Annotated in this window: 17 protein-coding genes and 1 riboswitch; of the genes, 7 read left to right on the top strand and 10 right to left on the bottom strand. The window is 69.5% G+C overall.

Features of this window, described 5'->3' with window-relative positions; all coding sequences use genetic code 11:
* Positions 1–197 precede the first annotated feature (197 nt).
* The 3 genes from AC1DFR_RS17680 to AC1DFR_RS17670 form a co-directional block, all read right to left on the bottom strand.
* Complete coding sequence (locus tag AC1DFR_RS17680) at positions 198–1,073, bottom strand: VOC family protein (RefSeq protein WP_476848963.1); 876 nt, start codon at positions 1,071–1,073, stop codon at positions 198–200.
* A 75-nt stretch (positions 1,074–1,148) separates the two neighbouring features.
* On the bottom strand, positions 1,149–2,255 hold the full coding sequence (locus AC1DFR_RS17675; protein ID WP_476874046.1) for an amidohydrolase family protein: 1,107 nt from the start codon (positions 2,253–2,255) through the stop codon (positions 1,149–1,151).
* Between the two features lie 3 nt (positions 2,256–2,258).
* A complete protein-coding gene (locus AC1DFR_RS17670; protein WP_476874045.1) occupies positions 2,259–2,759 on the bottom strand; it encodes a GNAT family N-acetyltransferase in 501 nt (166 codons plus the stop codon).
* Between the two features lie 76 nt (positions 2,760–2,835).
* Positions 2,836–2,943, top strand: a riboswitch (TPP riboswitch).
* On the opposite strand from AC1DFR_RS17670, the gene thiC reads away from it, so the two are divergent.
* Positions 2,939–4,744 carry a phosphomethylpyrimidine synthase ThiC gene (thiC, locus tag AC1DFR_RS17665; RefSeq protein WP_476874044.1) on the top strand — a complete coding sequence of 602 codons (1,806 nt, stop codon included), beginning with the start codon at positions 2,939–2,941 and terminating at the stop codon, positions 4,742–4,744. Its footprint overlaps the riboswitch before it by 5 nt.
* Here thiC and AC1DFR_RS17660 read toward each other — a convergent pair.
* Entirely contained in the window at positions 4,741–5,475 is a 735-nt protein-coding gene (locus tag AC1DFR_RS17660) for an alpha/beta fold hydrolase (protein ID WP_230011099.1), read from the bottom strand. The genes thiC and AC1DFR_RS17660 overlap by 4 nt on opposite strands.
* A 71-nt stretch (positions 5,476–5,546) precedes the next feature.
* A complete protein-coding gene (ffh, locus tag AC1DFR_RS17655; RefSeq protein WP_223916506.1) occupies positions 5,547–7,136 on the bottom strand; it encodes a signal recognition particle protein in 1,590 nt (529 codons plus the stop codon).
* Between the two features lie 152 nt (positions 7,137–7,288).
* On the opposite strand from ffh, the gene AC1DFR_RS17650 reads away from it, so the two are divergent.
* Entirely contained in the window at positions 7,289–8,677 is a 1,389-nt protein-coding gene (locus AC1DFR_RS17650; RefSeq protein ID WP_476860306.1) for a glucose-6-phosphate dehydrogenase, read from the top strand.
* A gap of 204 nt (positions 8,678–8,881) precedes the next feature.
* Here AC1DFR_RS17650 and AC1DFR_RS17645 read toward each other — a convergent pair whose 3' ends face one another.
* Together AC1DFR_RS17645 and AC1DFR_RS17640 are read right to left on the bottom strand one after the other, a co-directional pair.
* Positions 8,882–9,220: a P-II family nitrogen regulator gene (locus tag AC1DFR_RS17645; RefSeq protein WP_028276847.1), complete on the bottom strand. Its 339-nt coding sequence runs from the start codon at positions 9,218–9,220 to the stop codon at positions 8,882–8,884.
* Entirely contained in the window at positions 9,217–10,599 is a 1,383-nt protein-coding gene (locus tag AC1DFR_RS17640) for an ammonium transporter (RefSeq protein WP_476874043.1), read from the bottom strand. Before AC1DFR_RS17640 ends, AC1DFR_RS17645 begins: the two co-directional genes overlap by 4 nt.
* Before the next feature lie 251 nt (positions 10,600–10,850).
* Between AC1DFR_RS17640 and AC1DFR_RS17635 the strand changes: the two genes are divergently transcribed.
* Complete coding sequence (locus AC1DFR_RS17635; protein WP_476874042.1) at positions 10,851–12,101, top strand: MFS transporter; 1,251 nt, start codon at positions 10,851–10,853, stop codon at positions 12,099–12,101.
* A gap of 160 nt (positions 12,102–12,261) precedes the next feature.
* The gene (locus tag AC1DFR_RS17630; RefSeq protein ID WP_476874041.1) at positions 12,262–13,968 is read left to right on the top strand and encodes a hypothetical protein; all 1,707 of its coding nucleotides are present in this window, start codon (positions 12,262–12,264) and stop codon (positions 13,966–13,968) included.
* 78 nt (positions 13,969–14,046) lie between these two features.
* On the opposite strand, the gene ftsY is transcribed toward AC1DFR_RS17630, so the two are convergent.
* Together ftsY and smc are read right to left on the bottom strand one after the other, a co-directional pair.
* Complete coding sequence (gene ftsY / locus AC1DFR_RS17625; RefSeq protein WP_476874040.1) at positions 14,047–15,264, bottom strand: signal recognition particle-docking protein FtsY; 1,218 nt, start codon at positions 15,262–15,264, stop codon at positions 14,047–14,049.
* Positions 15,265–15,352: 88 nt separating this feature from the next.
* Positions 15,353–19,012 (bottom strand): chromosome segregation protein SMC, encoded by a 3,660-nt coding sequence (gene smc / locus AC1DFR_RS17620; RefSeq protein ID WP_476874039.1) that lies wholly within the window; start codon positions 19,010–19,012, stop codon positions 15,353–15,355.
* Positions 19,013–19,274: 262 nt separating this feature from the next.
* On the opposite strand from smc, the gene AC1DFR_RS17615 reads away from it, so the two are divergent.
* The 3 genes from AC1DFR_RS17615 to AC1DFR_RS17605 are packed head-to-tail and all read left to right on the top strand — an operon-like array spanning position 19,275 to position 24,024.
* A complete protein-coding gene (locus tag AC1DFR_RS17615; protein ID WP_476860310.1) occupies positions 19,275–20,297 on the top strand; it encodes a 3-oxoacyl-ACP synthase III in 1,023 nt (340 codons plus the stop codon).
* Positions 20,291–22,990, top strand: coding sequence for an alpha/beta fold hydrolase (locus AC1DFR_RS17610; protein WP_476874038.1), 2,700 nt, complete (start codon positions 20,291–20,293; stop codon positions 22,988–22,990). Before AC1DFR_RS17615 ends, AC1DFR_RS17610 begins: the two co-directional genes overlap by 7 nt.
* A complete protein-coding gene (locus tag AC1DFR_RS17605; protein ID WP_476874037.1) occupies positions 22,987–24,024 on the top strand; it encodes an NAD-dependent epimerase/dehydratase family protein in 1,038 nt (345 codons plus the stop codon). Before AC1DFR_RS17610 ends, AC1DFR_RS17605 begins: the two co-directional genes overlap by 4 nt.
* Here AC1DFR_RS17605 and mutM read toward each other — a convergent pair.
* The gene (mutM, locus tag AC1DFR_RS17600; RefSeq protein WP_476848948.1) at positions 23,960–24,931 is read right to left on the bottom strand and encodes a bifunctional DNA-formamidopyrimidine glycosylase/DNA-(apurinic or apyrimidinic site) lyase; all 972 of its coding nucleotides are present in this window, start codon (positions 24,929–24,931) and stop codon (positions 23,960–23,962) included. The genes AC1DFR_RS17605 and mutM overlap by 65 nt on opposite strands.
* Between the last annotated feature and the right edge of the window lie 4 nt (positions 24,932–24,935).

Genomic DNA, 24,935 nt, shown 5'->3' with positions numbered 1-24,935 from the left:
CATGCCCACTCCTGGCCGTGAGTACTGGACATATGGCAACCATGTCCATTCCCGGCTGCGAGCAATGGACATGTTCCGGAGTCCCGGCCGCGAGCAGTGGACATGCCCAGCGTTCCCGCCGGCGAAGAGTGGACATGTCCGGGGGGAGCTGTGCGCGCTGGACATGTCCAGCGACCAGCTTGCCTAGGGGAGAACTTCTAGCGCACGGCGACGCGGATCCGGTTGCGCCACGGATCCTCGAAGCGCAGCTCGGCGCCGGTGTGGTGGGATTCGACGCCGGCAACCTTGAGCCGGTCGGCCAGGGCCGCGACGTCGTCGCCGGAGGGCACCTCGATGAGGACCTCGCCCAGGCCCAGCGTGTCGCGCCGGGGGCCCGCGCCGCGGCTGTTCCAGACGTTCATGGCCATGTGGTGGTGGTAGCCGCCGGCCGAGACGAACAGCGCCTGGCCGTGCCAGCCCGCGGTCTTTTCGAAGCCGAGCGTGCCGACATAGAAATCATGCGCCGACTGGACGTCGCCGACCTGCAGGTGGACGTGCCCGACGCCGGCGGCGGCCTGGCGCTGGCCGGCCACGGACTCCTCGGTCAGGTATTGCTGCAGGTAGCGCTGCGGCGGCAGGGCGAGACTGTCCATGACGACGTTCTTGCCCTCCCAGGACCACGCCGCCCGCGGCCGGTCCCAGTACAGCTCGATGCCGTTGCCTTCGGGGTCGTTGAAGTAGAACGCCTCGCTGACGAGGTGGTCCGCGCTGCCGGTGAAGGACTGGGGCTCGTACTGGGCCGCGGTGGCGATGGTGGCCGCCAGGGAGTGCTGGTCCTCGAAGAGGAGGGCGGTGTGGAAGAGCCCGGCCTCGCCGCGGGAAGGTAGATTCAGGCCCGGGGCAGGCGCCAGATGCACCAGCGGCTTCTGCTGGCGCCCAAGGTAGAGCCCGCCGTCCTGTTCGGCCACAGTCTCCAGGCCGAGGGCGCGCTGGTAGTAGTCGGTCATGAGCTTCATGTCGCCGACCTTGAGCATCACGGTGCCCATGGTGAGTTCGGCAGGAAGGAGGTCCTGGGTGCTGGCTTCTGCGGTCATGGCAATGCTCCGTGGATTCTGTAGCCACCGGCCTTCGGCGACTCTACATAAAGATAAATTACTTGAAGCTTCAATTTATTCCAAAACATGGACTGGCACCCGGTCTACCGGCAGCCCACGCAGCACGATATGCCGGATCCGGCGGAGCGTGGCCGGATTGCTCCGCGGATCTTCGGCCGTGACGAGGACATCAGCGCTTGCCCCTTCACCGATGGACTCCGCGCCGAGCCAGGTCCGCGCGGACCAGCTCGCGGCGTTGAGGGCGGCAGCGGCGGAAAGGCCGGCGGCGTGCAGGGCCTGGATCTCGTCCACGATCCTGCCATGGCTGATCACGCTGCCGGCGTCGGTACCGGCATAGATCGCCAGCCCGGCCTCGTGGGCTTCGAGGATCCGCTCCGCCCGGCGCTCCCACAGCGAGCGCATGTGGGCTGCGTAGCGGGGGAACTTGGCCGCCGCCCGGGCGGCGATGTCCGGGAACGTGGCGATGTTGATCAGGGTGGGCACGATCGGAACACCCTGTTCGAGGAAGCGCGGCAGGTGCCGCGGCAGCAGCCCGGTGGCGTGCTCGATGCAGTCGATCCCGGCGTCCAGCATGTCATCGAGGGTGTCTTCGGCGAAGCAGTGTGCGGTGACGCGGGCCCCCTCATCGTGGGCGGCCTGGACGGCGTCCCTGATGGTCCGGGCGGGAAAACTGGAGGCGAGGTCGCCGGCGTCGCGGTCAATCCAGTCCCCCACGACCTTCACCCAGCCGTCGCCTGCCCTGGCCTGCTTGCGCACGGCCTCGACGAGATCCTCCGGTTCGACCTCGACGGCCAGGCCAGGCAGGTACCGCCGGGTCCTGGCGAGATGCCTGCCGGAGCGGATGATCCGGGGCAGGTCCGCGCGCTGCTGCAGCCAGCGTGTGTTGTGGACGGCGCCGGCGTCGCGGACCAGGAGTGTCCCGGCGTCGCGGTCCGCCAGGGCCTGGGATTCCGCGGTGTCCTCGGTAACGTCCCCGCCCGGGCCGAGGCCGATGTGGCAGTGCGCGTCCACGAGGCCGGGCATGACCCAGCCGTCGAGTACGAGGTCAGGCGCGGCGGCCGGACGGTGGAAGGTCAGCAGGCCGCCCACCGACCAGAGCCCGCGGCGTTCCTGGTCCGCCGCGGTGAGGATGGGGCCGCTGAACTCGATGATGCCGGTCATGACCTAAAGCCTAATCCGCATGACGATCCGCCGGCCAAGACGGTCCAGCCCCAGCTGCGCTTCGTGGATCCGCAGGGCGCCCAACGCCTGTCCTGGCTGGGCGAGTTCCTCGAAACCGCAGCTCGCATAAAACGGCGCATTGAACGGGACGCCTGCGAAGGTGCAAAGCGTCATCGATAAATAGCCACGGCTCCGGGCCGCATCAAGGGCCGTCTCCACCAGGGACCGTCCTATCCCCCGCCCGGCGGAGTCCGGCTGCACGGAGAGTTGTTCCAGATGGGCCTGGCCGCCGACCTCGTCAACGCGGGCAAACCCTACGGGCGGGTTACCGGCGACAAGTATGAAGAGCGGCTCAACCGGCGTCGTCAACTCCGGAGCCGGGAGCGTCTGGTTCCCCAGCTCCGCTTCGAGGATGCGGTCTGCTGAGGCCTCGAGAACCGGCAGCGCCTTGAGGTCTTCCGGCGTCGCCATCCGGATGCGGGGCACGGCCCTGGGCAGAGTCACAATGCCACGCTAACACCGCGGCCCGACCGCACTCCGTCACACTCGAGGGCCGGCCGGAGGTGCGTGGTAGTTTCGTCTACGACCACACGGGTGCCCCTGCAGGGGCTGAGATCGGGCTGACGCAGCCTGCGACCGTTGAACCTGTCCGGGTAATGCCGGCGAAGGAAGTGAGCTTTTCCGTGAACACCCAAGTGACACAGCACAGCCCTGTCCAAATTCAGTCCGCAGCCACCACGCAGTCGCTGAAGTCCCACTCGCTGGCCTTCAGCACGGATCCGGAGCATGGCATCCGCGTGCCGGTGACCGAGATCGCCCTGGAACCCTCCCCGGGCGACGTCCGGAACCCGCCGTTCCGGGTGTACCGCACTGCCGGCCCGGGCAGCGATCCGGTCCGCGGGCTGGAGCCGTTCCGCACCCCCTGGATTGAGGCCAGGGCGGACACCGAACCCTACGCCGGCCGCGAACGGGAGCTGCTCGACGACGGCAAATCGGCGGTGCGCCGCGGTGCTGCGTCGGCCGAGTGGCGGGGCGGCCGGCCGGTGCCGCGCCGGGCCGTTGAGGGCAGGACCGTCACGCAGATGCGCTACGCCCGGGACGGTGTCATCACCCAGGAAATGCGGTTCGTCGCGCTGCGCGAGAACTGCGATGTGGAGCTGGTGCGCAGCGAGGTGGCCGCGGGCCGCGCGATCATTCCCAACAACGTCAACCACCCCGAATCCGAGCCGATGATCATCGGCAAGTCGTTCCTGGTGAAAATCAACGCCAATATCGGCAACTCCGCCGTGACCAGCTCCATCGCCGAGGAGGTCGACAAACTCCAGTGGGCCACGCAGTGGGGCGCGGACACCGTCATGGACCTCTCCACCGGGGATGACATCCACACCACGCGCGAGTGGATCATCCGTAATTCCCCCGTCCCCATCGGAACGGTCCCGATCTACCAGGCGCTGGAGAAGGTGAACGGTGAGGCGAACGCCCTGACCTGGGAGATCTTCCGGGACACCGTGATCGAACAGTGCGAGCAGGGCGTGGACTACATGACCATCCACGCGGGCGTGCTGCTGCGGTATGTGCCCCTGACGGCCAACCGGGTCACCGGCATCGTGTCCCGCGGCGGTTCCATCATGGCTGGCTGGTGCCTGGCGCACCACCGGGAGAACTTTCTGTACACCCACTTCGATGAGCTGTGCGAGATCTTCGCACGCTACGACGTCGCGTTCTCGCTGGGCGACGGGCTGCGGCCGGGCGCGACGGCGGATGCCAACGACGCGGCACAGTTCGCCGAACTGGACACCCTGGCCGAGCTCACGCAGCGGGCCTGGGACTTCGACGTGCAAGTCATGGTGGAGGGCCCCGGGCATGTGCCCTTCCACCTCGTCCGGGAAAACGTGGAGCGCCAGCAGGAACTCTGCAAGGGCGCCCCGTTTTACACACTCGGGCCGCTCGTCACGGACATCGCACCGGGCTATGACCACATCACCTCGGCGATCGGCGCCACCGAGATCGCCCGCTACGGCACTGCCATGCTCTGCTACGTCACGCCCAAGGAACACCTCGGGCTGCCGAACAAGGACGATGTGAAGACGGGCGTGATCACTTACAAGATCGCCGCCCATGCCGCGGACCTCGCCAAGGGCCACCCCGGCGCGCACGAACGCGACGATGCCCTGTCCAAGGCAAGGTTCGAGTTCCGCTGGCGGGACCAGTTCGCGCTGTCCCTGGACCCGGTCACGGCCGAGGCCTTCCATGATGAGACGCTTCCCGCGGAGCCTGCCAAGACAGCCCACTTCTGCTCGATGTGCGGTCCGAAGTTCTGCTCCATGCGGATCAGCCAGGACATCCGGGACGAATACGGATCAGCAGATTCGCAGGCGGCCCTAGCGCAGATGGCGGCCGGAATGCGGGCGAAGAGCAACGAGTTCCTCGCCTCGGGCGGCAAGGTCTACCTGCCGCAGCCCTCGGTGGGAGAACCCGCAGCTTCCTAGGACGCCCGGGCGTGCTGGTGCCGGCTGACCTCGGCGATGTAGGAGCGGATGGCCCGGTCCCCTTCGGCTGAATCCTGGGGCCGGTGCCCTCCCGGCGCCGTGCGGTGCAGGGCGCCGGTCTCGCGCAGGTAGCCGGCGATTTCCTCATACAGCGGTTCCCAGCCGCCGGTCAGGACCAGGGTCGGCACGCCCGGCACGATCTGCAGCGGGGCTTCCCACGGCGGCGCCTGCAGGCGGAGCCGGCGCGCAGCCCGGAGGGCCTCCGGCGTAGTGGCCCCGGGGGCGTCCGCCGCGAACGCGCGGCGGATGAACTCCCGCTGGAAGTCGTCGTCGCTGAGGTTGTGGCGGACGTCGAAGAGCGGCTGCATGAGGGCCCGGTGCGCGGCGGTGGCCGGGAGTTCCGCGGTCAGGGACAGGCAGGCCGGTTCCACCAGGGTCAGCGACTGGACGAGGTCGGGCCGTTCGACGGCGGCCATCATCGCGGCGATCGCGCCCTGCGAATGGGCCACGACATGGCCGCCGGCCTCGCCGCGGCCGTCGTCTGCCAGCGAGGCGAGCACGATGGCGGCGTCGGCGGCGAAGCTGGATTCGAGCGGTTCCGCGACGGCGTCAAACCCGTGCCGCCGCAGGAACAGGGCGTCGTAGTCCAGCGCCATTCCGTGCTGTTTTGGCCACGCGGCGGCGCCGAAGCTGCCGTCCCCGTGGACGAAGACTACGCGCTGCTTGAACATTGTCTAACCCTATGGCACTTCAGTGCTGATGCCGCCGGCGACACAGTGCCGGCGGCCGTCAGCACTTGCGGCTACTTGCTGCCGCCGAGGAACTTGTCGAAACCCTTGGGCAGGTTCAGCTGGGACGGATCGAAGTCGCCGCCCTGCTGGCCGAACGACGCTCCGGTGGGCAGCGCCTTGGGGCCGGCGGCACGCCGGGCCTCGGCGTCGCGCAGTTCCTGCGCCGCCTTGGCCGGGTTGCCGGAGCGGGCCTTCTTCTTGGGCGCGGACTTGGCTCCCTTGCGGGCGCCGCCCCCGCCGCCCATGCCGGGCATTCCCGGCATGCCGGGCATCCCGCCGCCGGCGGCCATCTTCTTCATCATCTTCTGGGCCTGGGCAAACCGTTCCAGCAGTCCGTTGACCTCGGAGACGTGCACGCCGGAACCGCGGGCAATACGGGCCCGGCGGGAGCCGTTGATGATCTTCGGAGCCACGCGCTCGTGCGGGGTCATCGAGCGGACAATGGCCTCGACGCGGTCGATCTCGCGCTCGTCGAACTGCTCCAGCTGCTGGCGGATGTTCTGCGCACCCGGCATCATCATGAGCATCTTCTTCATGGAGCCCATGTTGCGGATCTGCTGCATCTGGGCGAGGAAGTCATCGAGGGTGAAGTCTTCCTGGTCGGCGAACTTCTTCGCCATCCGGGCGGCTTCATCCTTGTCCCAGGACTTCTCGGCCTGCTCGATCAGGGTGAGGACGTCACCCATGTCGAGGATGCGCGAGGCCATGCGGTCCGGGTGGAAGAGCTCGAAGTCGTCCACGCCTTCGCCGGTGGAGGCGAACATGACCGGCTTGCCGGTCACCGACGCGACGGAGAGCGCGGCGCCGCCGCGGGCGTCGCCGTCGAGCTTGGAGAGCACGATGCCGGTGAAGTTGACACCCTCGTCAAAGGCCAGGGCAGTGTTGACGGCGTCCTGGCCGATCATGGAGTCGATCACGAACAGGACTTCGTTCGGGACGATCGCGCGGCGGATCTGGCGCGCCTGCTCCATCATCTCGGCGTCGACGCCGAGACGGCCGGCGGTGTCCACGATCACGACGTCGTGCAGGGTGCGCTTGGCTTCCTCGACGCCGTCACGGGCGACGGCGACGGGGTCACCGGCAGGGTGGTCCAGTTCGGTGGACGTGGCGCCCGGGTGCGGGGCGAACACGGGTACGCCGGCGCGCTGGCCGACCACCTGCAGCTGGGTGACGGCGTTGGGCCGCTGGAGGTCACAGGCCACCAGCATGGGGCTGTGGCCCTGGGACTTGAGCCATTTGGCGAGCTTGCCGGCCAGGGTGGTCTTGCCGGCGCCCTGGAGGCCCGCCAGCATGATGATGGTGGGTCCGGTCTTGGCCAGGCGGATCCGGCGGGTCTCGCCGCCGAGGATCTCGACGAGTTCCTCGTTGACGATCTTCACGATCTGCTGGCTCGGGTTCAGCGCCCCGGAGACCTCGGCGCCGAGGGCACGCTCGCGCACGCGGCCGGTGAATTCCCGGACCACGGGCACAGCGACATCGGCGTCCAGGAGGGCACGCCGGATCTCGCGGACTGTGGCGTCAACGTCCGCCTCGGTCAGGCGGCCCTTGCCACGCAGATTCTTGAAGGTTGCTGTCAACCGGTCAGAGAGTGAATTGAACACGCGCCGTGCACTTCTTTCAGTGGATCTACAGGTGGCGGCCGGTGCGGCACGCCAGCGTCGCGACTGGTATTCGCCTGGACGAACCGCCACGACAACAGGACTCGACTATCTAGGGTACCAAGATGCGCCTTCAAGATGGCATGCTGGCGTAGGTGACCAGCCAAACAACTGTAAAAACCCTGCTCATCCTGGGCGCTTCCGGCGATCTCACCGGAAGGCTCCTGTTACCGGGGCTTGCCCGCCTGGTGGCCCGGGGCCGCGCAGACGGCCTCGCCCTGGCGGGAGCGGGATCGGACCCCTGGACGCCGGAGCAGTGGCTTGGCCGGATCGAGGAGTCGTTCGCGGACGAGGACTCCAAGGCCGACGCCCACGGCAAGCGGGAGCTCAAGCGGATCCGCAAGGAGAGCACCTACCACCAGCTCGATGTCACGGCCGAGGGCCAGCTCGCCGGGCTCCTGGCGCAACTGGAGGGACCTGTGGCGGTCTACTTCGCCCTGCCGCCGCGGGTCAGCCAGCTCGCGTGCGAGGCCCTGGCGCCGGAGGACGTGGCCGCCGGCACCCGGCTGGTCATGGAGAAGCCGTTCGGCTCCGACGAGCAGTCGGCGCGCCACCTGAACAAGACGCTGGCCGCGCTGGTCCCGGAGGACCACATCCACCGCGTGGACCACTTCCTCGGCAAGGCAACGGTCCTGAACATCCTTGGCCTGCGCTTCGCGAACACGTTCCTGGAGCCGGTGTGGAACCGGCAGAACATCGAAAAAATCGAGATCATCTTCGACGAGGACCTCGCCCTCGAAGGCCGCGCCCGCTACTACGACGGCGCCGGGGCGCTCCGCGACATGATCCAGAGCCACCTGCTTCAGATCATGGCCCTCATGGCAATCGAGCCGCCGGCATCCGTGGACGAACGCGATCTCCGCGATGCCGTGGCCACAGTGCTGCGGGCCAGCAGCATCAAGGCCCCCTACCGCCAAAGCAGCCGCCGGGCCCGGTACACGGCGGGTTCGATCAACGGCCGGGACATCCCGGACTACGCCAAGGAGGAGGGCGTGGACGCGTCCAGGGCTACTGAAACCCTCGCCGAGGTGCAGGTGGAGATCGACAACTGGCGCTGGCAGGGCGTGCCGTTCATCCTGCGCTCGGGCAAGGCGCTGGGCCAGAAACGCAAGGAGGCCGTGGTGACCTTCCGGCCGGTGCCGCACCTTCCGAAGGGGTTCACCGGTGTGGACGCCCCCAACCAGCTGCGGATCGGCTTTGGCCCGGACACGCTGCAGTTCGACGTCGACGTGAACGGCCCGGGCAATGTCCTGAGCCTGGACCGGGCCACGCTGCAGGCCGAACTGAGCGCCTCCGAGCTCCTCCCCTACGGTGAAGTGCTCGAGGGCGTGCTGACCGGGGATCCGCTGCTCTCGGTGCGGGCGGACACGGCCGAAGACTGCTGGCGCATCCTGGCGCCGGTGCTGAAATCCTGGACCGCCGGACATGTCCCGCTGGAGGAATATCCGGCCGGGACCCCGGGGCCGGAGGGCTGGCCGGCCTAGATTCGTCGCGGCAGGGCCAGCGCGGATCCCGCGGCGCGCCGGGCCGACACAGCAGCAACGACACAGCACTAACGACACAGCACTAACGACACAAGCAGCAACGACACAGCGGGCCGGATACCTTCTCAGGTATCCGGCCCGCTGTGTCAGTGCCGTGTCAACGCCGCTGTGTCTGTTGGCCCTAGCGGCATGGAGCGGGGGCAGCTAGATCGCTGCCGAACCACGCTCTCCGGTACGGACCCTGACAGCCTCGAACACATCCATCGTCCAGACTTTGCCGTCGCCGGCCCGGCCGGTGTTGGAACTGGCGATGATGACATCCAGGATGTCGTCCGCCTGTTCGTCGGTGGCCAGGACTTCCACCCGGATCTTTGGCAGCAGGTCCACGTTGTACTCGGCCCCGCGGTACACCTCGGTGTAGCCGCGCTGCCGGCCGTAGCCGCTGGCTGCGCTGACCGTGAGGCCCTGCACACCGTAGGCTTCCAGGCCTTCGCGAATAGCCTCAAGCTTTTCCGGTCGGACGATTGCCGTGATCAGTTTCATGCCCCCACACTTTCCTTGCCCGTTGCGTTCTGCTTGCCGTTGGACGCGGCGTCCACCGGCACTTCGGCGGCTGTGCCTTCCTCCTGCGGCTCGCCGCCCATCGGCTTGCCCGTGATCAGTTCGTGCAGCGGCTGGAAGCTGCCGCCGTGCCCGCCGACGCCGAACTCGTAGGCGGTCTCTGCGTGCAGGCTCAGGTCCACGCCGACAACTTCCTGTTCCTGGGAAACCCGGAAGCCCATGAGCTTGTGGATCGGGAAGGCAATGATGAAGGTCATCACGGCGGTGAAGACGATGGCCATCATTGCCGCGAGGCTCTGGGCGACCAGCTGCGTGGTGCCGCCGCCGTAGAACAGGCCCGCGGCGCCCTGGGTCGGGGTGGCCAGGAAGCCGATTGCGACCGTGCCGACAACACCGGAGACGAGGTGGACGCCGACGACGTCGAGCGAGTCGTCGTAGCCGAACTTGAACTTCAGGCCGACGGCGAGCGCCGAAGCCACACCGGCAACGACGCCGAGGGCGATCGCACCCAGCGGGGAGACGTTGGCGCAGGCCGGGGTGATGGCGACCAGGCCGGCGACCACGCCGGACGCGGCACCGAGGGAGGTCGGGTGACCGTCGCGGAAGCGCTCCACGGCGAGCCAGCCGAGCATGGCTGCGGCCGGGGCGGCCAGGGTGTTGATCCAGATCAGGCCGGCCTGCTCCACAGTGGCAGCGGCACCGGCGTTGAAGCCGAACCAGCCGAACCACAGGATTGCGGCACCGAGCATGACGAACGGAATGTTGTGCGGGCGGTGGTTCGGGTCCTTGCCGAAGCCCTTGCGGTTACCGATGATCAGGACCAGAATCAGGCCCGCGACGCCGGCGTTGATGTGGACCACGGTGCCGCCGGCGAAGTCGATGACCGGCGCGAACGTCTGGCCGAACCAGCCATTCGCGGAGAAGAGTCCGCCGCCCCAGACCATGAAGGCCATCGGCGCGTAGACCAGGGTGGCCCAGATGGGGGTGAAGACCACCCATGCGGAGAACTTGGCGCGGTCGGCGACCGCACCGGAGATCAGGGCCACCGTGATGATCGCGAACGTGGCCGCGTAGCCGACCTTGAGCAGGTCGGCCGGTTCGGTGAAGTTGTGCAGGCCGAAGTGGCTGAACGGGTTGGCGAAGATCTGGTAGAAGTTGTCTTCGTTGGTCGTAGCCATCGAAGCGCCCCACAGGATCCACATGATGCCGACGGTTCCAATGGCGACGAAGCTCATCATCATCATGTTCAAAGCCGACTTGGCGCGGGTCATGCCGCCGTAGAAGAATGCCAGGCCCGGGGTCATGAACAGCACGAGTGCCGCGGCGACCAGGAGCCAAACGAGACTTGCGGTGAGTTCCATGGTCTACGTCCTCTCTTGCTATTAGGTGCGGAGTAGTCCGCCGGTCCCAACGCATTTATTTGCGTTCTAGAAAGAGTTTCGCGGGGCCGTGTTTCGCTGGCGGAGGATTTACATTGCCGGGTTGTTACAAGAACCTCCCGGACGTAAATGGTGCATCTCACACTTGTTACGGTTATGTTTCAGCGGATTATTCCCGCACTTGTTGGACCCGCCGCCAGCCGGCACCGCATCTTCCCAAGGACGAACGCATTATGAGCAAGACCTCCCGCCCCGCCGGCGACGCCGCAGCCGAGGTGCCCTCCCGGGCCCCGGGCCGTTCCCGGCTGCCCCGGGACATCAAGGTGATGCTGGTGGCGGCCTTCCTGATTGCGATCGGCTTCGGCCTCGTGGCACCGGTTCTGCCCCAGTTCGCCACCACGTTCGACGTCGGGGCGACCGCCGCGGCCGTGATCGTGAGCATCTTCGCTTTCATGCGGCTCGTCTTCGCACCGGCCGCGGGCACCCTGATCGTGAAGCTGGGCGAACGGCCGGTCTATGTGGCCGGGCTGCTGATCGTCGCGGTGTCCACGGCCGCCTGCGCCTTCGCCCAGAATTACTGGCAGCTGCTGGTCTTCCGCGGCCTCGGCGGGGCTGGCTCGGTGATGTTCACGGTGGCGTCCATGGCGCTCGTGGTCCGCCTCGCGCCGCCGGAAAGCCGCGGCCGGGTCTCCGGGGCCTATGCCTCCGCCTTCCTGATCGGCAACGTCTGCGGCCCAATCGTCGGCGGGATGCTCGCCAGCTTCGGCTTGCGGGTGCCGTTCCTGGCCTACGCGGCGGCCCTGGTGCTGGCCGCCGTCGTGGTGCAGACCCAGCTCAGCCATGTCCCCGCCGCCTCGCGGCAGCCCGGCGCCACGGCCCCGGCGATGGAACTGCGGGACGCGCTGCGGGACAGCGCCTACCGGGCCGGCCTGTTTTCGAGCTTTGCCAACGGCTGGGCCACCTTCGGGGTGCGGATGGCCACAGTGCCGCTCTTCGCCGTCGTGGCGCTCGGCGCCGGTCCGGAATCGGCCGGCTGGGCCCTGGCGGTATTTGCCGGCGGCAACGCGGTGGCGCTGACGTTTTCCGGCCGGCTCGCGGACAGCCTCGGCCGCAAGCCGCTCCTGCTGGCCGGGCTGCTGGTCACCGGCACCGCCACGGCGGCCATCGGCTTCACGCACGAGTTGCCTTGGTTCCTGCTCGCCTCCGCCTGCGCCGGGATCGGCTCCGGACTGCTCGGACCGGCCCAGCAGGCCGCCATCGCCGACGTGATCGGCAACGAGCGCTCGGGCGGCCGCGTCCTGGCCGTCTTCCAGATGGCTTCCGACAGCGGCGCGATTGTCGGACCGGTGGTGGCCGGGCTGCTGGCGGACCGGCTGGGCTACGGCTGGGCCTTTGGGGTCACTGGCGGCATCCTGTTGGCCGCCGCCGCCGTGTGGTTGCCGGCCCGCGAAACGTTCCGCCGGCCGGCCCCGGTCCGCCCCTGACCTGCGGCGTTGCCGCCGCTGGCCCGATCCGGGCAGCGCCTCCACCGGGACCTTGTCCGGGACCGTGCACAGGACGTTGTCCAGGGCCTTCCGGTCAGCGGCGGCCTCCGCCCTTGGCTAAGCTGGGGGCACGTGCACAAACTTCCGGAGGTAATCCCCCATGGCCAAATTCGACTCTTCCCCCGGGAAAGCCGAAAGCCCCGACCCCGCCCTACCCGCAAACCCCGGTAAGAGTGCGGGCACAAGCGCGGGAAACAGGAAGCGCGCAGGGCTGATCGCCGGCGCCGGAATTGTCGCCGTCGCCGCAGCAGTACTGGTTCCACTCGCCCTCGGAAACCCGACGCCGGCCCCGCCGGCCGCTTCTTCCCCCGCCCAGTCGGCACCGGCGCTCGCCCCTGCCGAGGTGGGACCGACCGTCACCTACTACGCGCAGCCGGGTCCGCCGGCCGGGTCGCCGCTGGAAAAGGTTGAGCCCCTCAAGGTCGATGTCTCCAGCGACCTCGTGGGCACTTCCCTGAACAAAGGCATGACGGGAATTTCCCTGGAGGCCACGGATCTGGCCGATCCCGACCTCAGCAGCGACAACGCGTCCATGGTCAAGCTGCTCAAGGAGATCGACCAGCCGGTCCTGCGTTTCGGCGGCAACGCCGTGGACCGGCGTTTCTTCTGGACCTCCAGCGGCGAGGCCGTCCCTGCCGACTACAAGGGCGACAAGACGCACCCGGTCAAGGCCGTAGGCCCGGCAGACCTGGTCCGGCTCAAGACTCTGCTGGAGGCCGGCGACGCCAGGGTCAGCCTCACAGTGGACCTGGGCCACTACAACCCGGCGCGGGCCGCGGACATGGCCAAGAACGCCTCGGCAATCCTTGGCGACCGGCTGCTGAGCATCACCGTGGGCAATGAGCCCAACGGCTTCGTGTTCAACGATGTGAAGTCCGGCAGCGGCTACAGCCTGGATCAGTACATTCGGGAATTGAAGGACTACGCCAACGCGATCTATGCAGTGGCGCCGAACGTGCCCATCTCCGGCCCGGGCGCCTACGACCAGAAGTGGTGGCAGCCGTTCGTCGATGCGGACCTCCCGCAGAAGAAGATCCTGACGTTCCACCACTACCCGCTCTCCAACTGTGACGGCAGCTTGCCCCAGGACTCGCCTACCTTGGCAAACGCGATGAGCCGAACGATGCACGACCGTGGCGTCAACTACCAGAAGGCGGCCCTCGCGGTGGGCCAGGCCGCCGGCCTGGAAACCTGGATTCCGGAAACCGGGATCTCGGCGTGCCCCGGTTCCAACGAGACCTCCCGCACCCACGCATCTGCGCTGTGGGCGGCAGACTATGCCCTCACCGCCGCCCAGCTGGGCATCACCCGAATCGGCTTCCACAGCTCGCTGCTGACCTGCAAGGGCGGCCCGCCCCTGTCCGCCATCTGCAGCGCCGGGGCCTACCCGTTCGGCAACGGCCAGATGTCCGGCCGGGCCAACTTCTTCGGCATCTCCATGGTGGCCGAGCTCGAGGCCGGCAAGTTCATGAAAGTGAACAGCACCGGAGGCGGCCCGGCGTTCAGCTACGCGCTGCAGAACGCCGATGGCAGCACCAGCGTGGTGATCATCAACGAAAACGACCCCGAAAAGGCCGCGCAGACTTCCGTCACCCTGAACCTTCCGGGCAAACCGGTCACCGGGACCATGACCCAGCTCAGCGGACCCAGCTACGCAGCCGAGGACGAGACCGTCATCGATGGCGCCAAGACCGAGCCCACGCCCCTCGCCAAGCGCGCCACGGTGCCCGGCTTCGCGTTCAAGTCCCAGACGCAGCAGTTCAAGCTGACGGCCGGCACAGTGACGGTCCTGAACTTCAAGTACTAGCCGCTCGAACAAAGAGTGCCCCGGTCCCGTCTGAACTGGCCAGACAGGACCGGGGCACTCTTTTTGTTGCGGTGCGGGCTAGTTCAGCAGCGCATCCACGAAGCCTTCGGCGTCGAACGGCGCGAGGTCGTCGGCGCCTTCGCCCAGGCCGATCAGCTTCACCGGGACTCCGAGGGATTTCTGGATGGCGACGACGATCCCGCCCTTGGCGGTGCCGTCCAGCTTGGTCAGGACGATCCCGGTGATGTTCACGACCTCGGAGAATACCCGGGCCTGGTTGAGTCCGTTCTGGCCGGTGGTGGCGTCCAGGACCAGCAGCACCTCGTCCACCTCGGCCAGCTTTTCGATGACCCGCTTGACCTTGCTGAGCTCGTCCATGAGGCCCACCTTGTTCTGCAGGCGCCCCGCGGTGTCGATCATGACGACGTCGACTTCCTGGTCGATGCCGGCCTTGACGGCCTCGTAGGCCACCGAGGCCGGGTCCGCGCCGTCGATGTCCGACTTCACGGTGGGCACGCCGACGCGCTGGCCCCACGTGGCCAGCTGCTCGGCGGCGGCGGCGCGGAAGGTGTCCGCCGCGCCCAGCAGCACGTCCTTGTCCTCGGCCACGAGCACGCGGGCCAGCTTGCCCACGGTGGTGGTCTTGCCAACGCCGTTGACGCCGACAACCATCATGACGGCGGGCTTGTCGCCGTGGCGCTCGACGTTCAGGCTCCGGTCCATGGTCGGATCCACGAGCTTGATGAGTTCCTCCCGGAGCAGGGCCTTGACGTGCTCAGGGTCCCGCGTGCCCATCACCTTGACGCGTTCGCGGAGTGAGTCCACGAGCTGCATGGTCGGTTCGGTGCCGAGATCGGCCAGCAGCAGGGTTTCCTCGACCTCATCCCAGACGTTTTCATCGATCTTGTCTGCCGAGAGCAGGGCCAGGAGCCCCTTGCCGAGGATGTTGTTGGACTTGACCAGCCGCTCGCGCAGCCGCATCAGCCGCCCGGCCACCGGCAGCGGGGTTTCCACCGGGACGGTTTCCAGCCCGGCTGCGTCGTCCGGAACTTCGAGGGTTGGTTCTTCGAGTTCGACGCCGTCCGGCGAGGTCCGTGCCGGTGCCGGCGCCTGCGCCTGCGCGGGACGGTCCTCCACAAGGGTTCCGGCTCCCGGGGCCTGCACGGGGTCGTTTGCGTCACGCGGGCCGGTGTAGGTCTTGGCGCTCTTCCGGGTCTTCGTGAGCACCGGGATCAGCACACCGAGGACCACCAGGACAGCGAAAATGGGCAGAATGATGGGGAGGATATCGTTCACTCCCCTAGCTTCTCACAAACCCCAAATGGGCCGTGGCCAGCGCTTTTGTTGCGCGCGGGCGCCGTCGTGCCGGGACCTGGACGTTTGCCTAGATCTCCGCACTGAGCCGCTGGCTGATCACCGTGGAGACGCCGTCGCCGCGCATTGTGACGCCATAGAGGGCGTCGGCGACTTCCATGGTGCGTTTCTGGTGCGTGATGACGATCAGCTGGCTGGATTCGCGGAGTTCTTCGAAGATGGTGATGAGCCGGCCCAGGTTGGTGTCATCGAGCGCGGCCTCGACCTCGTCCATGACGTAGAAGGGCGAGGGCCGTGCCTTGAAGATGGCCACCAGCAGCGCCACGGCCGTCAGGGAGCGTTCGCCGCCGGAAAGCAGCGAGAGCCGCTTGATTTTCTTGCCGGCGGGGCGGGCTTCGACTTCGATGCCGGTGGTGAGCATGTCGGTGGGGTCGGTCAGGACCAGCCGGCCCTCGCCGCCGGGGAACAGCCGGGCGAAGACGCGGACGAACTGCCGGGAGGTGTCCTCGAAGGCCTCGGCGAAGACCTTCTGGACGCGGTCGTCGACTTCCTTGATGATGTCCAGCAGGTCTTTGCGGCTGGACTTCAGGTCTTCGAGCTGGGTGCTGAGGAACTGGTGGCGCTCCTCAAGCGCGGCGAACTCCTCGAGCGCCAGCGGGTTGACCTTCCCCAGGGCCGCGAGGTCGCGTTCGGCGCGTTTGAGCCGCTTTTCCTGTTCCGCACGGACGAAGGGCTTGCCGTCGGAAATCTCGCGTCCGTCCTGGTCCACCGGGGCGCGCAGTGCGGCCCATTTGTCCGCCGAGTCGCCGGCAGGGACCGGGACGGGCAGGTCCGGTCCGTAGTCGGCCACGAGCTGCCCGGCAGTCAGCCCGAGCTCCTCCACGCTCTTCAGTTCCAGCGCCTCGATCCGCAGCCGCTGCTGCGTGCGGGCGAGCTCGTCGCGGTGCACGGAGTCGGTGAGTTCGGCCAGTTCGCGGGCCAGTGCGTCGTTGCCGCTGCGGACCCCGGCCAGTTCAAGGTCCATGGCGTCCCTGCGTTCCTCGGCGCTGTCCCGCTCGCGGCGGGCCAGCTCGACGGACACGTCGATGAATCCGATGACCTGCTGCACGGCGACGGCGACGGCGGCGGCGCGCCGGGCCTGGAGCCGGCGGCGGCGGGCCCGTTCCGCCGCTTCCTCGCGGGCCCGGCGTTCGGTGGCGGCGGCCCGTTCCAGCGACGCCGCCCGGTTGCGGGTGGCCGTGAGCTGTTCCTCGGCGCTGCGCAGGGCGAGCCTGGCTTCCATTTCGGCCGTGCGGGCCAGCGAGGCGGCCAGTGCCAGGGCATCCCGGTGCTCCGGGGAAGGTTCCTGCTCCGCGGGGGCCTCTGAGGCCGCGGCGAGCCGGGCCGCCACCGCTTCCAGCGCACCTTGTTCGCTGACAATCTGGGCCTCAGCCCTGGCCAGGGACGCGGCCAGCCGATCACTTTCGGCGACGGCGCTGCGCAGCACCGCGTTCAGGTGGCCCAGGCGTTCGGCGACGGCCGCGAGTTTCGCGTCGGAGTCGTGGAGTTTCGCGAGGGCCGCGTCGGCACGGTCCCGGGCTTCGGCGCGCCGGGTCCGGGCGGTGGAGAGTGCGAAGCGGTTGCGTTCGAGCGCGGCGGTGACGGCGGCCAGCTTCGACGCGGCGTCGTCGACGGCGGCCTGGACTTCCAGCAGCGACGGCGCCGACGCGGAGCCGCCGGTCACGGTCAGCGCCGTGAAGACGTCCCCGGTCCGGGTCACGGCGGTCAGCTCGGGACGCGCGGCGATCAGCTGCACGGCCGCATCCAGGTCCTCGACAACGGCGACGCCGGCCAGCAGGGCGGGCAGCGGCAGGCCGGCGGCATCCGGTGCCGCCGCCGACACAAGATCCACCAGATCCACAGCCCAGCGCGCGCCCGCGGGAAGCGTGCTGCCGACGGCTACTGCATCGGCCGACAATGCATCGGCCGTCAGCGCATCGGCCACCGGCGGCGGGGACCCGGCCGGGGGGCCGGCCAGCAGCAGCGCGGCACGGCCGGCGTCGTCCGCGCGCAGCAGCCGCACGGCAGCGGCGGCCGTCTGCTGGTCCCGGACCACCACGGCGTCGGACGCGCTGCCGAGTGCGGCGGCGACGGCGGCCTCGAATCCGGGATCCACGGCGATCATGGATGCCAGCGATCCCAGGACCCCGTCAGCCAGGTCCCCGGCTGCCACACCGAGCACATGCCCGGAGCCGTCTTTGCGGTTCAGGCCCAGCTGGAGGGCATCGCGGCGGGCCATGAGGGCGCCGCGTTCCCGCTCGCCTTCACGCTCGGCCGCCTTCAGGGCGTCAATTTCGGCGATGATGGTTTCGAGGGCCTCGCTCGCGGCCTCGTAATCGGCGTCGAGCGATTCCTCGCCGTCCTCGACCCCTGCGACCTGCGCTTCCAGGGCCGTGAACTCGCTGTGCGCCTGGCGGCGGCGCTCCTCGCCCGCCTTTTGCGATTCGCGGAGGCGGCCGAGCTCGGACTGGGCAGACTCGACGCGGGACCGTGCCGCGCCGACCTGCCCGGCGAGCTTGGCCAGGCCTTCACGCCGGTCCGCGGCGGCGCGGAGCAGGGCCGCGAGCCGCTTGTCCTCGGCGGCGGCGGCCTGTTCGGCGTAGTGTTTGGCGGCTGTCGCGGCGTCCAGGGCCTCGGTGCGGTCCAGGATCTGCCGTTCCAGCCCGGCCTGCTCGTCGCGGACGCGGGCGGCCTGCTGCTCCAGCTGGTCCGGGTCCCGGCCGGTGTCCGGAACCACGTCCGCGGCGCCGAGCAGGCGGCGGCGTTCCTCTGCGAGCGAACCGAGGGAACGGAGCCGTTCGCGCCCGGTGGAAAGCGAATACCAGTTCTCCCGCGCGGCGTTCAGCGCGGGCGTGGCCTCGGCTGCGAGCCCTTCGAGGACGGCCTGGCGCTGCCGCCCGGCCTCGAGGTCGCGTTCGACGACGGCGCGGCGTGCCTTGAGCGCCGATTCATCCGCCACGTCCTGCGCCAGCGCGGACTGCAGCGCAACGAGGTCGTCGGCCAGGAGCCGTGAGCGGGCGTCACGGACCTCGAACTGGACGCTCTGGGCGCGCCGGGCCACCTCGGCCTGTTTGCCCAGCGGGGTCAGCTGCCGCCGGATTTCGCCGGTGAGGTCGCTGAGCCGGGACAAGTTGGCCTGCATGGCTTCGAGTTTGCGGACCGTCTTTTCCTTGCGGCGGCGGTGTTTGAGGATGCCGGCGGCCTCCTCAATGAAGCCGCGCCGGTCCTCGGGGGTGGCGTGCAGGACCTTGTCCAGCTGGCCCTGGCCGACAATCACGTGCATCTCGCGGCCCAGGCCCGAGTCAGAGAGCAGCTCCTGGATATCGAGCAGCCGGCATCCCGCGCCGTTGATGGCGTATTCCGAGCCGCCGGTCCGGAACAGCGTGCGCGAGATCGTGACCTCGCTGTATTCGATCGGGAGGGCGCCGTCGCTGTTGTCGATGGTCAGCGAGACGTGCGCCCTCCCCAGGGGCGGCCGGCCCGAGGTGCCGGCGAAGATCACGTCTTCCATCTTGCCGCCGCGGAGGGTCTTGGCTCCCTGTTCGCCCATGACCCACGCCAGCGCGTCCACCACGTTGGATTTGCCCGAGCCGTTGGGGCCCACCACGGCGGTGACGCCCGGTTCGAATTCAAAGGTCGTCGCCGAGGCGAACGACTTGAATCCCCGGACGGTCAAACTTTTCAGGTGCAAGGCGCTTCGGTTCTCCTGGTCGGCGGACTGGTCCGCTGTCCGGCGAAAGCATGATTCGGACGGACACGGGGGTTCCGGGGCGGCCCCGGATACTTACAATCTACTGCGCATCTGCGGCCATTCCGCGCAGAACCAGCGCGAAGCCGCCGCAGATGGCTGAGGCCGCATATGCGGGAATTGACCTGCACGGGGCATAGTTAAGCTCTCGGGCTTGTGAGCGGCCACCGCCGGAGCGCAGGACGGACATGAAGAGGGGCTTGAATTGGTAGGCAATGCAACATTCCGGCACAGCAACACCGCTCTACTTTCGGTAAGCAGCGTCGAAGCTCCGACGATCATCAGTTCCATGGATTTCGACCGCAGGCTGGCTTCGACCCTGCGGCGGCTGAGGGTCCCCCCGAAGCTGCTCGAACGGGTCGCAGGCATCACACACCGGCGCTGGTGGGCCCCCGGGACATCGTTCGACGACGCAGCCATCGAGGCGGGCGCAAAGGCCCTGGCCGAGTCCGGCATCGAAGCGTCCGAGATTGGCCTGCTGATCAACACCTCCGTGACGCGGCGCAACCTCGAACCGTCCGTCGCGGTGAAGATCCACCACGGACTGCGCCTGCCTTCGTCGGCCATGAACTTTGATCTGGCCAACGCCTGCCTTGGATTCGTCAACGGCATGACGCTGGCGGCCAACATGATCGACTCCGGCCAGATCAAGTACGCGATGATCGTCAACGGTGAAGACGCGCAGCCAACGCAGGAGGCCACCCTGGCCCGGCTGCAGCGGCCCGAGACCACCCGCGAGGACTTCAACCGCGAGTTCGCCACACTGACGCTCGGCTCCGGAGCCGCTGCGGCCGTCCTGGGCCCGGCGGACGAGCACCCCGGGGCGCACCGGGTCCTCGGCGGCGTGATGCGTGCCGGAACCGAGCACCATGAACTGTGCGTGGGCAGCATTGACGGCATGGCCACCGACACCAAAGGCCTGCTCGACGGCGGCCTGCAGCTCGTGGTCGATGCCTGGCACGAGGCCCAGCCGGAGTGGGACTGGGCCTCGATGGACCGGTACGTCACGCACCAGGTGAGCAATGCCTATACCCAGGCCATCATCAACGCCATTGACCTGGACCCGGACAAGGTGCCGATCACGTTCCCGCATTGGGGCAATGTGGGCCCGGCCTCCCTCCCCATGACCCTCGCGGCCGAAGCGCAGACTCTCGCCGCCGGGGACCGCGTGCTGTGCATGGGCGTCGGTTCCGGCCTGAACACCGCCATGGTGGAAATCGTTTGGTAGCCGCCGACTGGCCCGGCGTCGACCCCGAATGGTCGCGCGAGATCGATGTGGCATCCACCTCCGCCGCGGATGAGCCCGGCACCGTGCGCCGCTGGCACCTGCTGGACAACGGTGCCCAGCTCACGCGCCGCGGCCTGACTCCTGCCGGCACCCTGCTGTGCGTGCACGGCAACCCGACGTGGTCCTACCTGTGGCGGACCCTGCTGGCCGCCGGATCCGACCCCGCACACCCGTGGCGCGTGGTGGCCGTGGACCAGCTGGACATGGGCTTCTCCGAGCGCACCGGCACGTTCCGGCGCCTGGAGGACCGGATCAACGACCTGGGCGACCTCACCGCGGCGCTCGGCCTGGACGGGCCGGTCGTCACCGTCGGCCACGACTGGGGCGGCGTGATCAGCCTGGGCTGGGCCGTGGCCCATCCGCAGCAGCTCGCCGGCGTGGTGCTGACCAACACGGCCGTGCACCAGCCCTCCGGCGCCCGCATCCCGCCTGCACTGCGGCTTGCCTTGCACCCTGCCGTGCACCGCTGGGGAACGACGGGGACGGACAGCTTCCTGCGCGTGACGCATGCCCTGGCCCGCCCGCCGCTCGCCGCGGATGTCCGTGGCGCCTTCATGGCCCCCTACCGCGGCGCCGGCCGACGCGCCGGCGTGGGGAACTTTGTCGCGGACATTCCCGCCGACGCGTCCCACCCCAGCTTTCCGACGCTCAGCCGCGTCGCGGAAGGGGTGCGCGGGCTGGGGGTTCCGGCCCTGATGCTCTGGGGCCCGCGCGATCCGATCTTTTCCGACCGGTACCTCAAGGACCTCATCGGCCGGCTGCCGGACGCGAAAGTTCACCGCTTCGAGGGTGCCGGCCACCTGGTCGCGGAAGACCGGGACATCGCCGCGCCCGTCTTCGAGTGGCTTGCGGAGTGCGGGCCGGACAGCGGGCCGGCCGACGGCCCGGCCGACGACTCGATGCTGGAATTCGGGGCCGGGCCCCTGAAGCCCGGCGCCGGGGTCCCGCCCCTTTGGGCGCCCCTCGCCGAGCTGGCGGCGGGACCAGCGGCCGGGGATACCGCCGTCGCGGAAATGGCCACGGACGGCAGCGTCGCCCGCTCGCTCAGCTGGCAGGAGCTCGAACAGAACATCGCCGCCCTCGCGGCGGGCCTGCAGGACGCCGGTGTAGGGAACGGCACCCGGGTGAGCCTGATGGTTCCCCCGGGCGTGGACCTGACCGTGGTCCTCTACGCCTGCCTGCGGCTCGGCGCGGTGGTCATCGTGGCCGACGCCGGCCTGGGCACCCGCGGCCTGAGCCGTGCGGTGAAGGGCGCCACCCCGGACTTCTTCATCGGAATCGACAAGGCCCTGGCGGCCGCCTCGGTACTTGGCTGGCCGGGACGGCGCATCAGTTTGCGGGACCTGCCGGCCCGCCGCCGCCGGCTCCTCGCCGTCGAGACCTCCCTCGCTGCCCTTGCCCGCCGCGGAGCCGGCCTCAGCCCCGGACTGCCCCGCCCGGGCACGGCCCCGGTTCCGGACCCGGGCGCCCCCGCCGCGGTGCTGTTCACCTCCGGTTCCACCGGGCCCGCCAAGGGCGTGGTCTACACGCACCGGCGGCTGGCGGCGATGCGCGATGCCGTGGCCGCGACGCTGGGGATCCGCCCGGGCGCACGCCTGGTGGCGGGCTTCGCGCCGTTCGCCCTGCTGGGACCGGCGCTCGGAGCCGTTTCGGTGACGCCCGCCATGGACGTCACCGCCCCCCGCACCTTGACGGCCAGCGCGCTGGCGCACGCCGCAGCAGCCATCGACGCCACGGTGGTCTTCGCCTCGCCCGCGGCGCTGCGCAACGTCCTGGCCACCCGGGCCGGCCTGAGCCGGGCCGGACACGAGGCGCTGGGGCGCGTGGAGCTGCTGCTCTCCGCCGGCGCGCCGGTCCCTGAAGCCCTCCTCGCAGAGGTGCAGCGGCTGCTGCCGCGCGCCTCGCTGCACACCCCGTACGGGATGACCGAGGCGCTGCCCGTCACGGACATCAGCCTCGAACAGATCCGTGCCGCCGCGGCCGACGCCGCCGCCGGAACCATGGCAGGCGCCGGCAACGGCGTGTGCGTGGGCCGGCCGGTGCAGGGCGCCCGCGTGGCCATCATCCCGCTGGCCGCGGACGGCACCGCACCCGGGAACGAGCCCGTCAGGGAGGCCGGAGTGAGCGGGGAGATCCTCGTCAGCGCCCCGCACGTGAAAGAAGCCTACGACCGGCTCTGGCTGACCCAGCGCGAGAGCGTCCGCACGGCCGGATGGCACCGCACCGGCGACGTGGGGCACCTCGACGCCGCCGGCCGGCTCTGGGTGGAAGGACGCCTCGTGCACGTCGTGACGGCCCCGGGCGCCGTGGTGACGCCGGTGGGCGCCGAGCAGGCCATCGAACGCCTGGACGACGTCGGGATGGCAGCCGTCGTCGGGGTCGGTCCGTCCGGGACCCAGGCTGTCGTCGCCGTCGTCGAAACAGTTCCGCCGGTCCGCCGGGCCGGTCCCGCCGCGCCGCAGCTGGCGGGCCGCGTGCGGGACGCCGCCCGCGCGGCAGGGGTCGGCGTCTCCGCCGTGCTCGCTGTCCCCTCCCAGCCGACCGACATCCGCCACAACGCCAAGATCGACCGGAGCCGCCTGGCCCGGTGGGCTTCGGCGGTGCTGGCCGGCGGCCGTCCGGGCACGCCATGAGGGTCCTCGTCACCGGCGCGAGCGGACTGCTCGGGCGGGAGGTGGCACGGCTGCTGGTGCGGCAGGGCCACGCCGTCAGCACGTTCCAGCGCCGCCCCTCCGGCGTCGACGGCGTAACGGACCTCCAAGGGTCCGTTGCGGACGAGGCCGCCGTGCGCCGCGCCGTCTCCGGCGCCGAGGGCGTCATCCACCTGGCCGCGAAGGTGTCCTTCACGGGCCGTGCCGCGGAGTTCGACGAGGTCAATGTCGAAGGCACGCGCCGCCTGCTCCGGGCCGCCCGCGAGGCCGGTGTGCGGGAGCTGGTGTTTGTTTCCTCCCCGTCCGTGGCCAATTCCGGGGCCGCCATCGCCGGGCTGGGCGCCGAGGCGGCGGACCCGGCCCGCGCGCACGGTGACTACTCCCGCACGAAGGCCGAGGCCGAACTGCTGGCGCTGGCCGCGGACTCGCCGGGTTTCCGGGTCACGGCGGTGCGCCCGCACATCGTCTGGGGCCCGGGTGACACCCAGCTGGTGGAACGGGTGCTGGAACGTGCCAGCCGCGGCCGCCTGCCGCTGCTCGACGCCGGTGCGGCCCTGATCGACACGACCTACGTGGACAACGCCGCTTCGGCCATCGTCGCCGCGCTTGACCGGATGGAGCACATCCACGGCCGGGCGCTCGTGGTCAGCAACGGCGAACCCCGCCCGGTCGGTGAGCTGCTGGCTGGCATTTGCGCCGCGGGCGGCGTCACTGCGGCGTCGTGGACGGTGCCGGGCAGTCTCGCGCGGGCTGCGGGATCGGTGGTGGAGAAGGTGTGGTCCCGGTCCGGCCGGGCCGGGGAACCGCCGATGACCAGATTCCTCGCTGAGCAGCTCTCCACGGCCCACTGGTTCGACCAGCGCGAGACCCGTGAACTCCTCAACTGGGCCCCCGCCGTTTCGCTTGACGAGGGCCTGGCGAGGCTGGCCGGGCACTACGCCCGGACGCCCCCTACCAGCGTCCGTTCCGCGGCCGGGGCTGGCAGACGGGGCAGGTGTACGAGGACCGGTTCATGAACTGTTCCCGCAGGAGCCGGCTGACCCGGCCGGCGGCGGCGCAGCGCTTGCACTCGAGCCCCTCCCGGCCGTAGGCGTTCAGGGAACGGTCGAAGTACCCGGAGGCTCCGTTGACGTTGACGTAGAGCGAATCGAAGCTCGTGCCGCCGGCGGCCAGGGCATCCGTCATGACCGCACGGGCGGCGTCGAGGACCCGCAGCGCATCGGGTCGGCGCAGGGTGTCGGTGGGCCGGGCGTAATGCAGCCGCGCCGTCCAGAGGGCCTCGTCCGCGTAGATGTTGCCGATCCCCGAGACCAGGCCCTGGTCCAGCAGCGCCCGCTTGAGCCCGGTTTTGCGGGCCCGCAGGCGCCGGTAGAAGGTCTCGAAGGAGAACCAGGGATCCAGCGGGTCACGGGCAATGTGCGCGGCTTCCTCGGCGATGAGCGGCAGCGGCGTTTCGGCGAGGCCGCCGGGGCCGCCGTCGTCGGTGGGGATCAGCGTGGTCAGGAACAGGCCGCCGAAGATGCGCTGGTCCACGAACCGGAGCTGTTCGGGCATGCCGTCGGCCGGGCTGAGCCGCAGCCTGACCTTCAGGTGTTTTTCGTCCGGAACGCCGGGGTCCTGCATAAGCAGCTGGCCGGACATGCCCAGATGGGCCATGAGCGCGACAGCGGGGGCGGGCTCGCCGGCCGGGGTACCGTTTCCGGGCGGGGCGGGCGTGTCCGCCAGCGGCATCCACAGGAATTTGCCGCGGCGGACCACGTCCAGGACCCGCGCGCCTTCAAGGTTGCCGGCAAAGTCGTCCGGTCCCAGGGCGTGCCGGCGCAGGGAGCGCGGGTCCAGCACCTCGACGGAGGTGATGGTCCGGCCGCGCACCCAGCTCACCAGGCCGCGCCGGACCACCTCGACCTCGGGCAGTTCAGGCAACGCC

The sequence above is a fragment of the Arthrobacter sp. 05T410 genome, assembly GCF_056396505.1.
The sequence above is the reverse complement of the archived record's forward strand: the minus strand, read 5'-3'. Positions and strand labels throughout refer to the sequence as shown.

Excerpts from the sequence above, each read along its gene's own strand:
- AC1DFR_RS17680 (WP_476848963.1), bottom strand. The coding sequence starts at position 1,073 with ATGACCGCAGAAGCCAGCACCCAGGACCTCCTTCCTGCCGAACTCACC.
- AC1DFR_RS17675 (WP_476874046.1), bottom strand. The coding sequence starts at position 2,255 with ATGACCGGCATCATCGAGTTCAGCGGCCCCATCCTCACCGCGGCGGAC.
- AC1DFR_RS17660 (WP_230011099.1), bottom strand. The coding sequence starts at position 5,475 with ATGTTCAAGCAGCGCGTAGTCTTCGTCCACGGGGACGGCAGCTTCGGC.
- AC1DFR_RS17645 (WP_028276847.1), bottom strand. The coding sequence starts at position 9,220 with ATGAAACTGATCACGGCAATCGTCCGACCGGAAAAGCTTGAGGCTATT.
- AC1DFR_RS17640 (WP_476874043.1), bottom strand. The coding sequence starts at position 10,599 with ATGGAACTCACCGCAAGTCTCGTTTGGCTCCTGGTCGCCGCGGCACTC.
- AC1DFR_RS17635 (WP_476874042.1), top strand. The coding sequence starts at position 10,851 with ATGAGCAAGACCTCCCGCCCCGCCGGCGACGCCGCAGCCGAGGTGCCC.
- AC1DFR_RS17630 (WP_476874041.1), top strand. The coding sequence starts at position 12,262 with ATGGCCAAATTCGACTCTTCCCCCGGGAAAGCCGAAAGCCCCGACCCC.
- AC1DFR_RS17605 (WP_476874037.1), top strand. The coding sequence starts at position 22,987 with ATGAGGGTCCTCGTCACCGGCGCGAGCGGACTGCTCGGGCGGGAGGTG.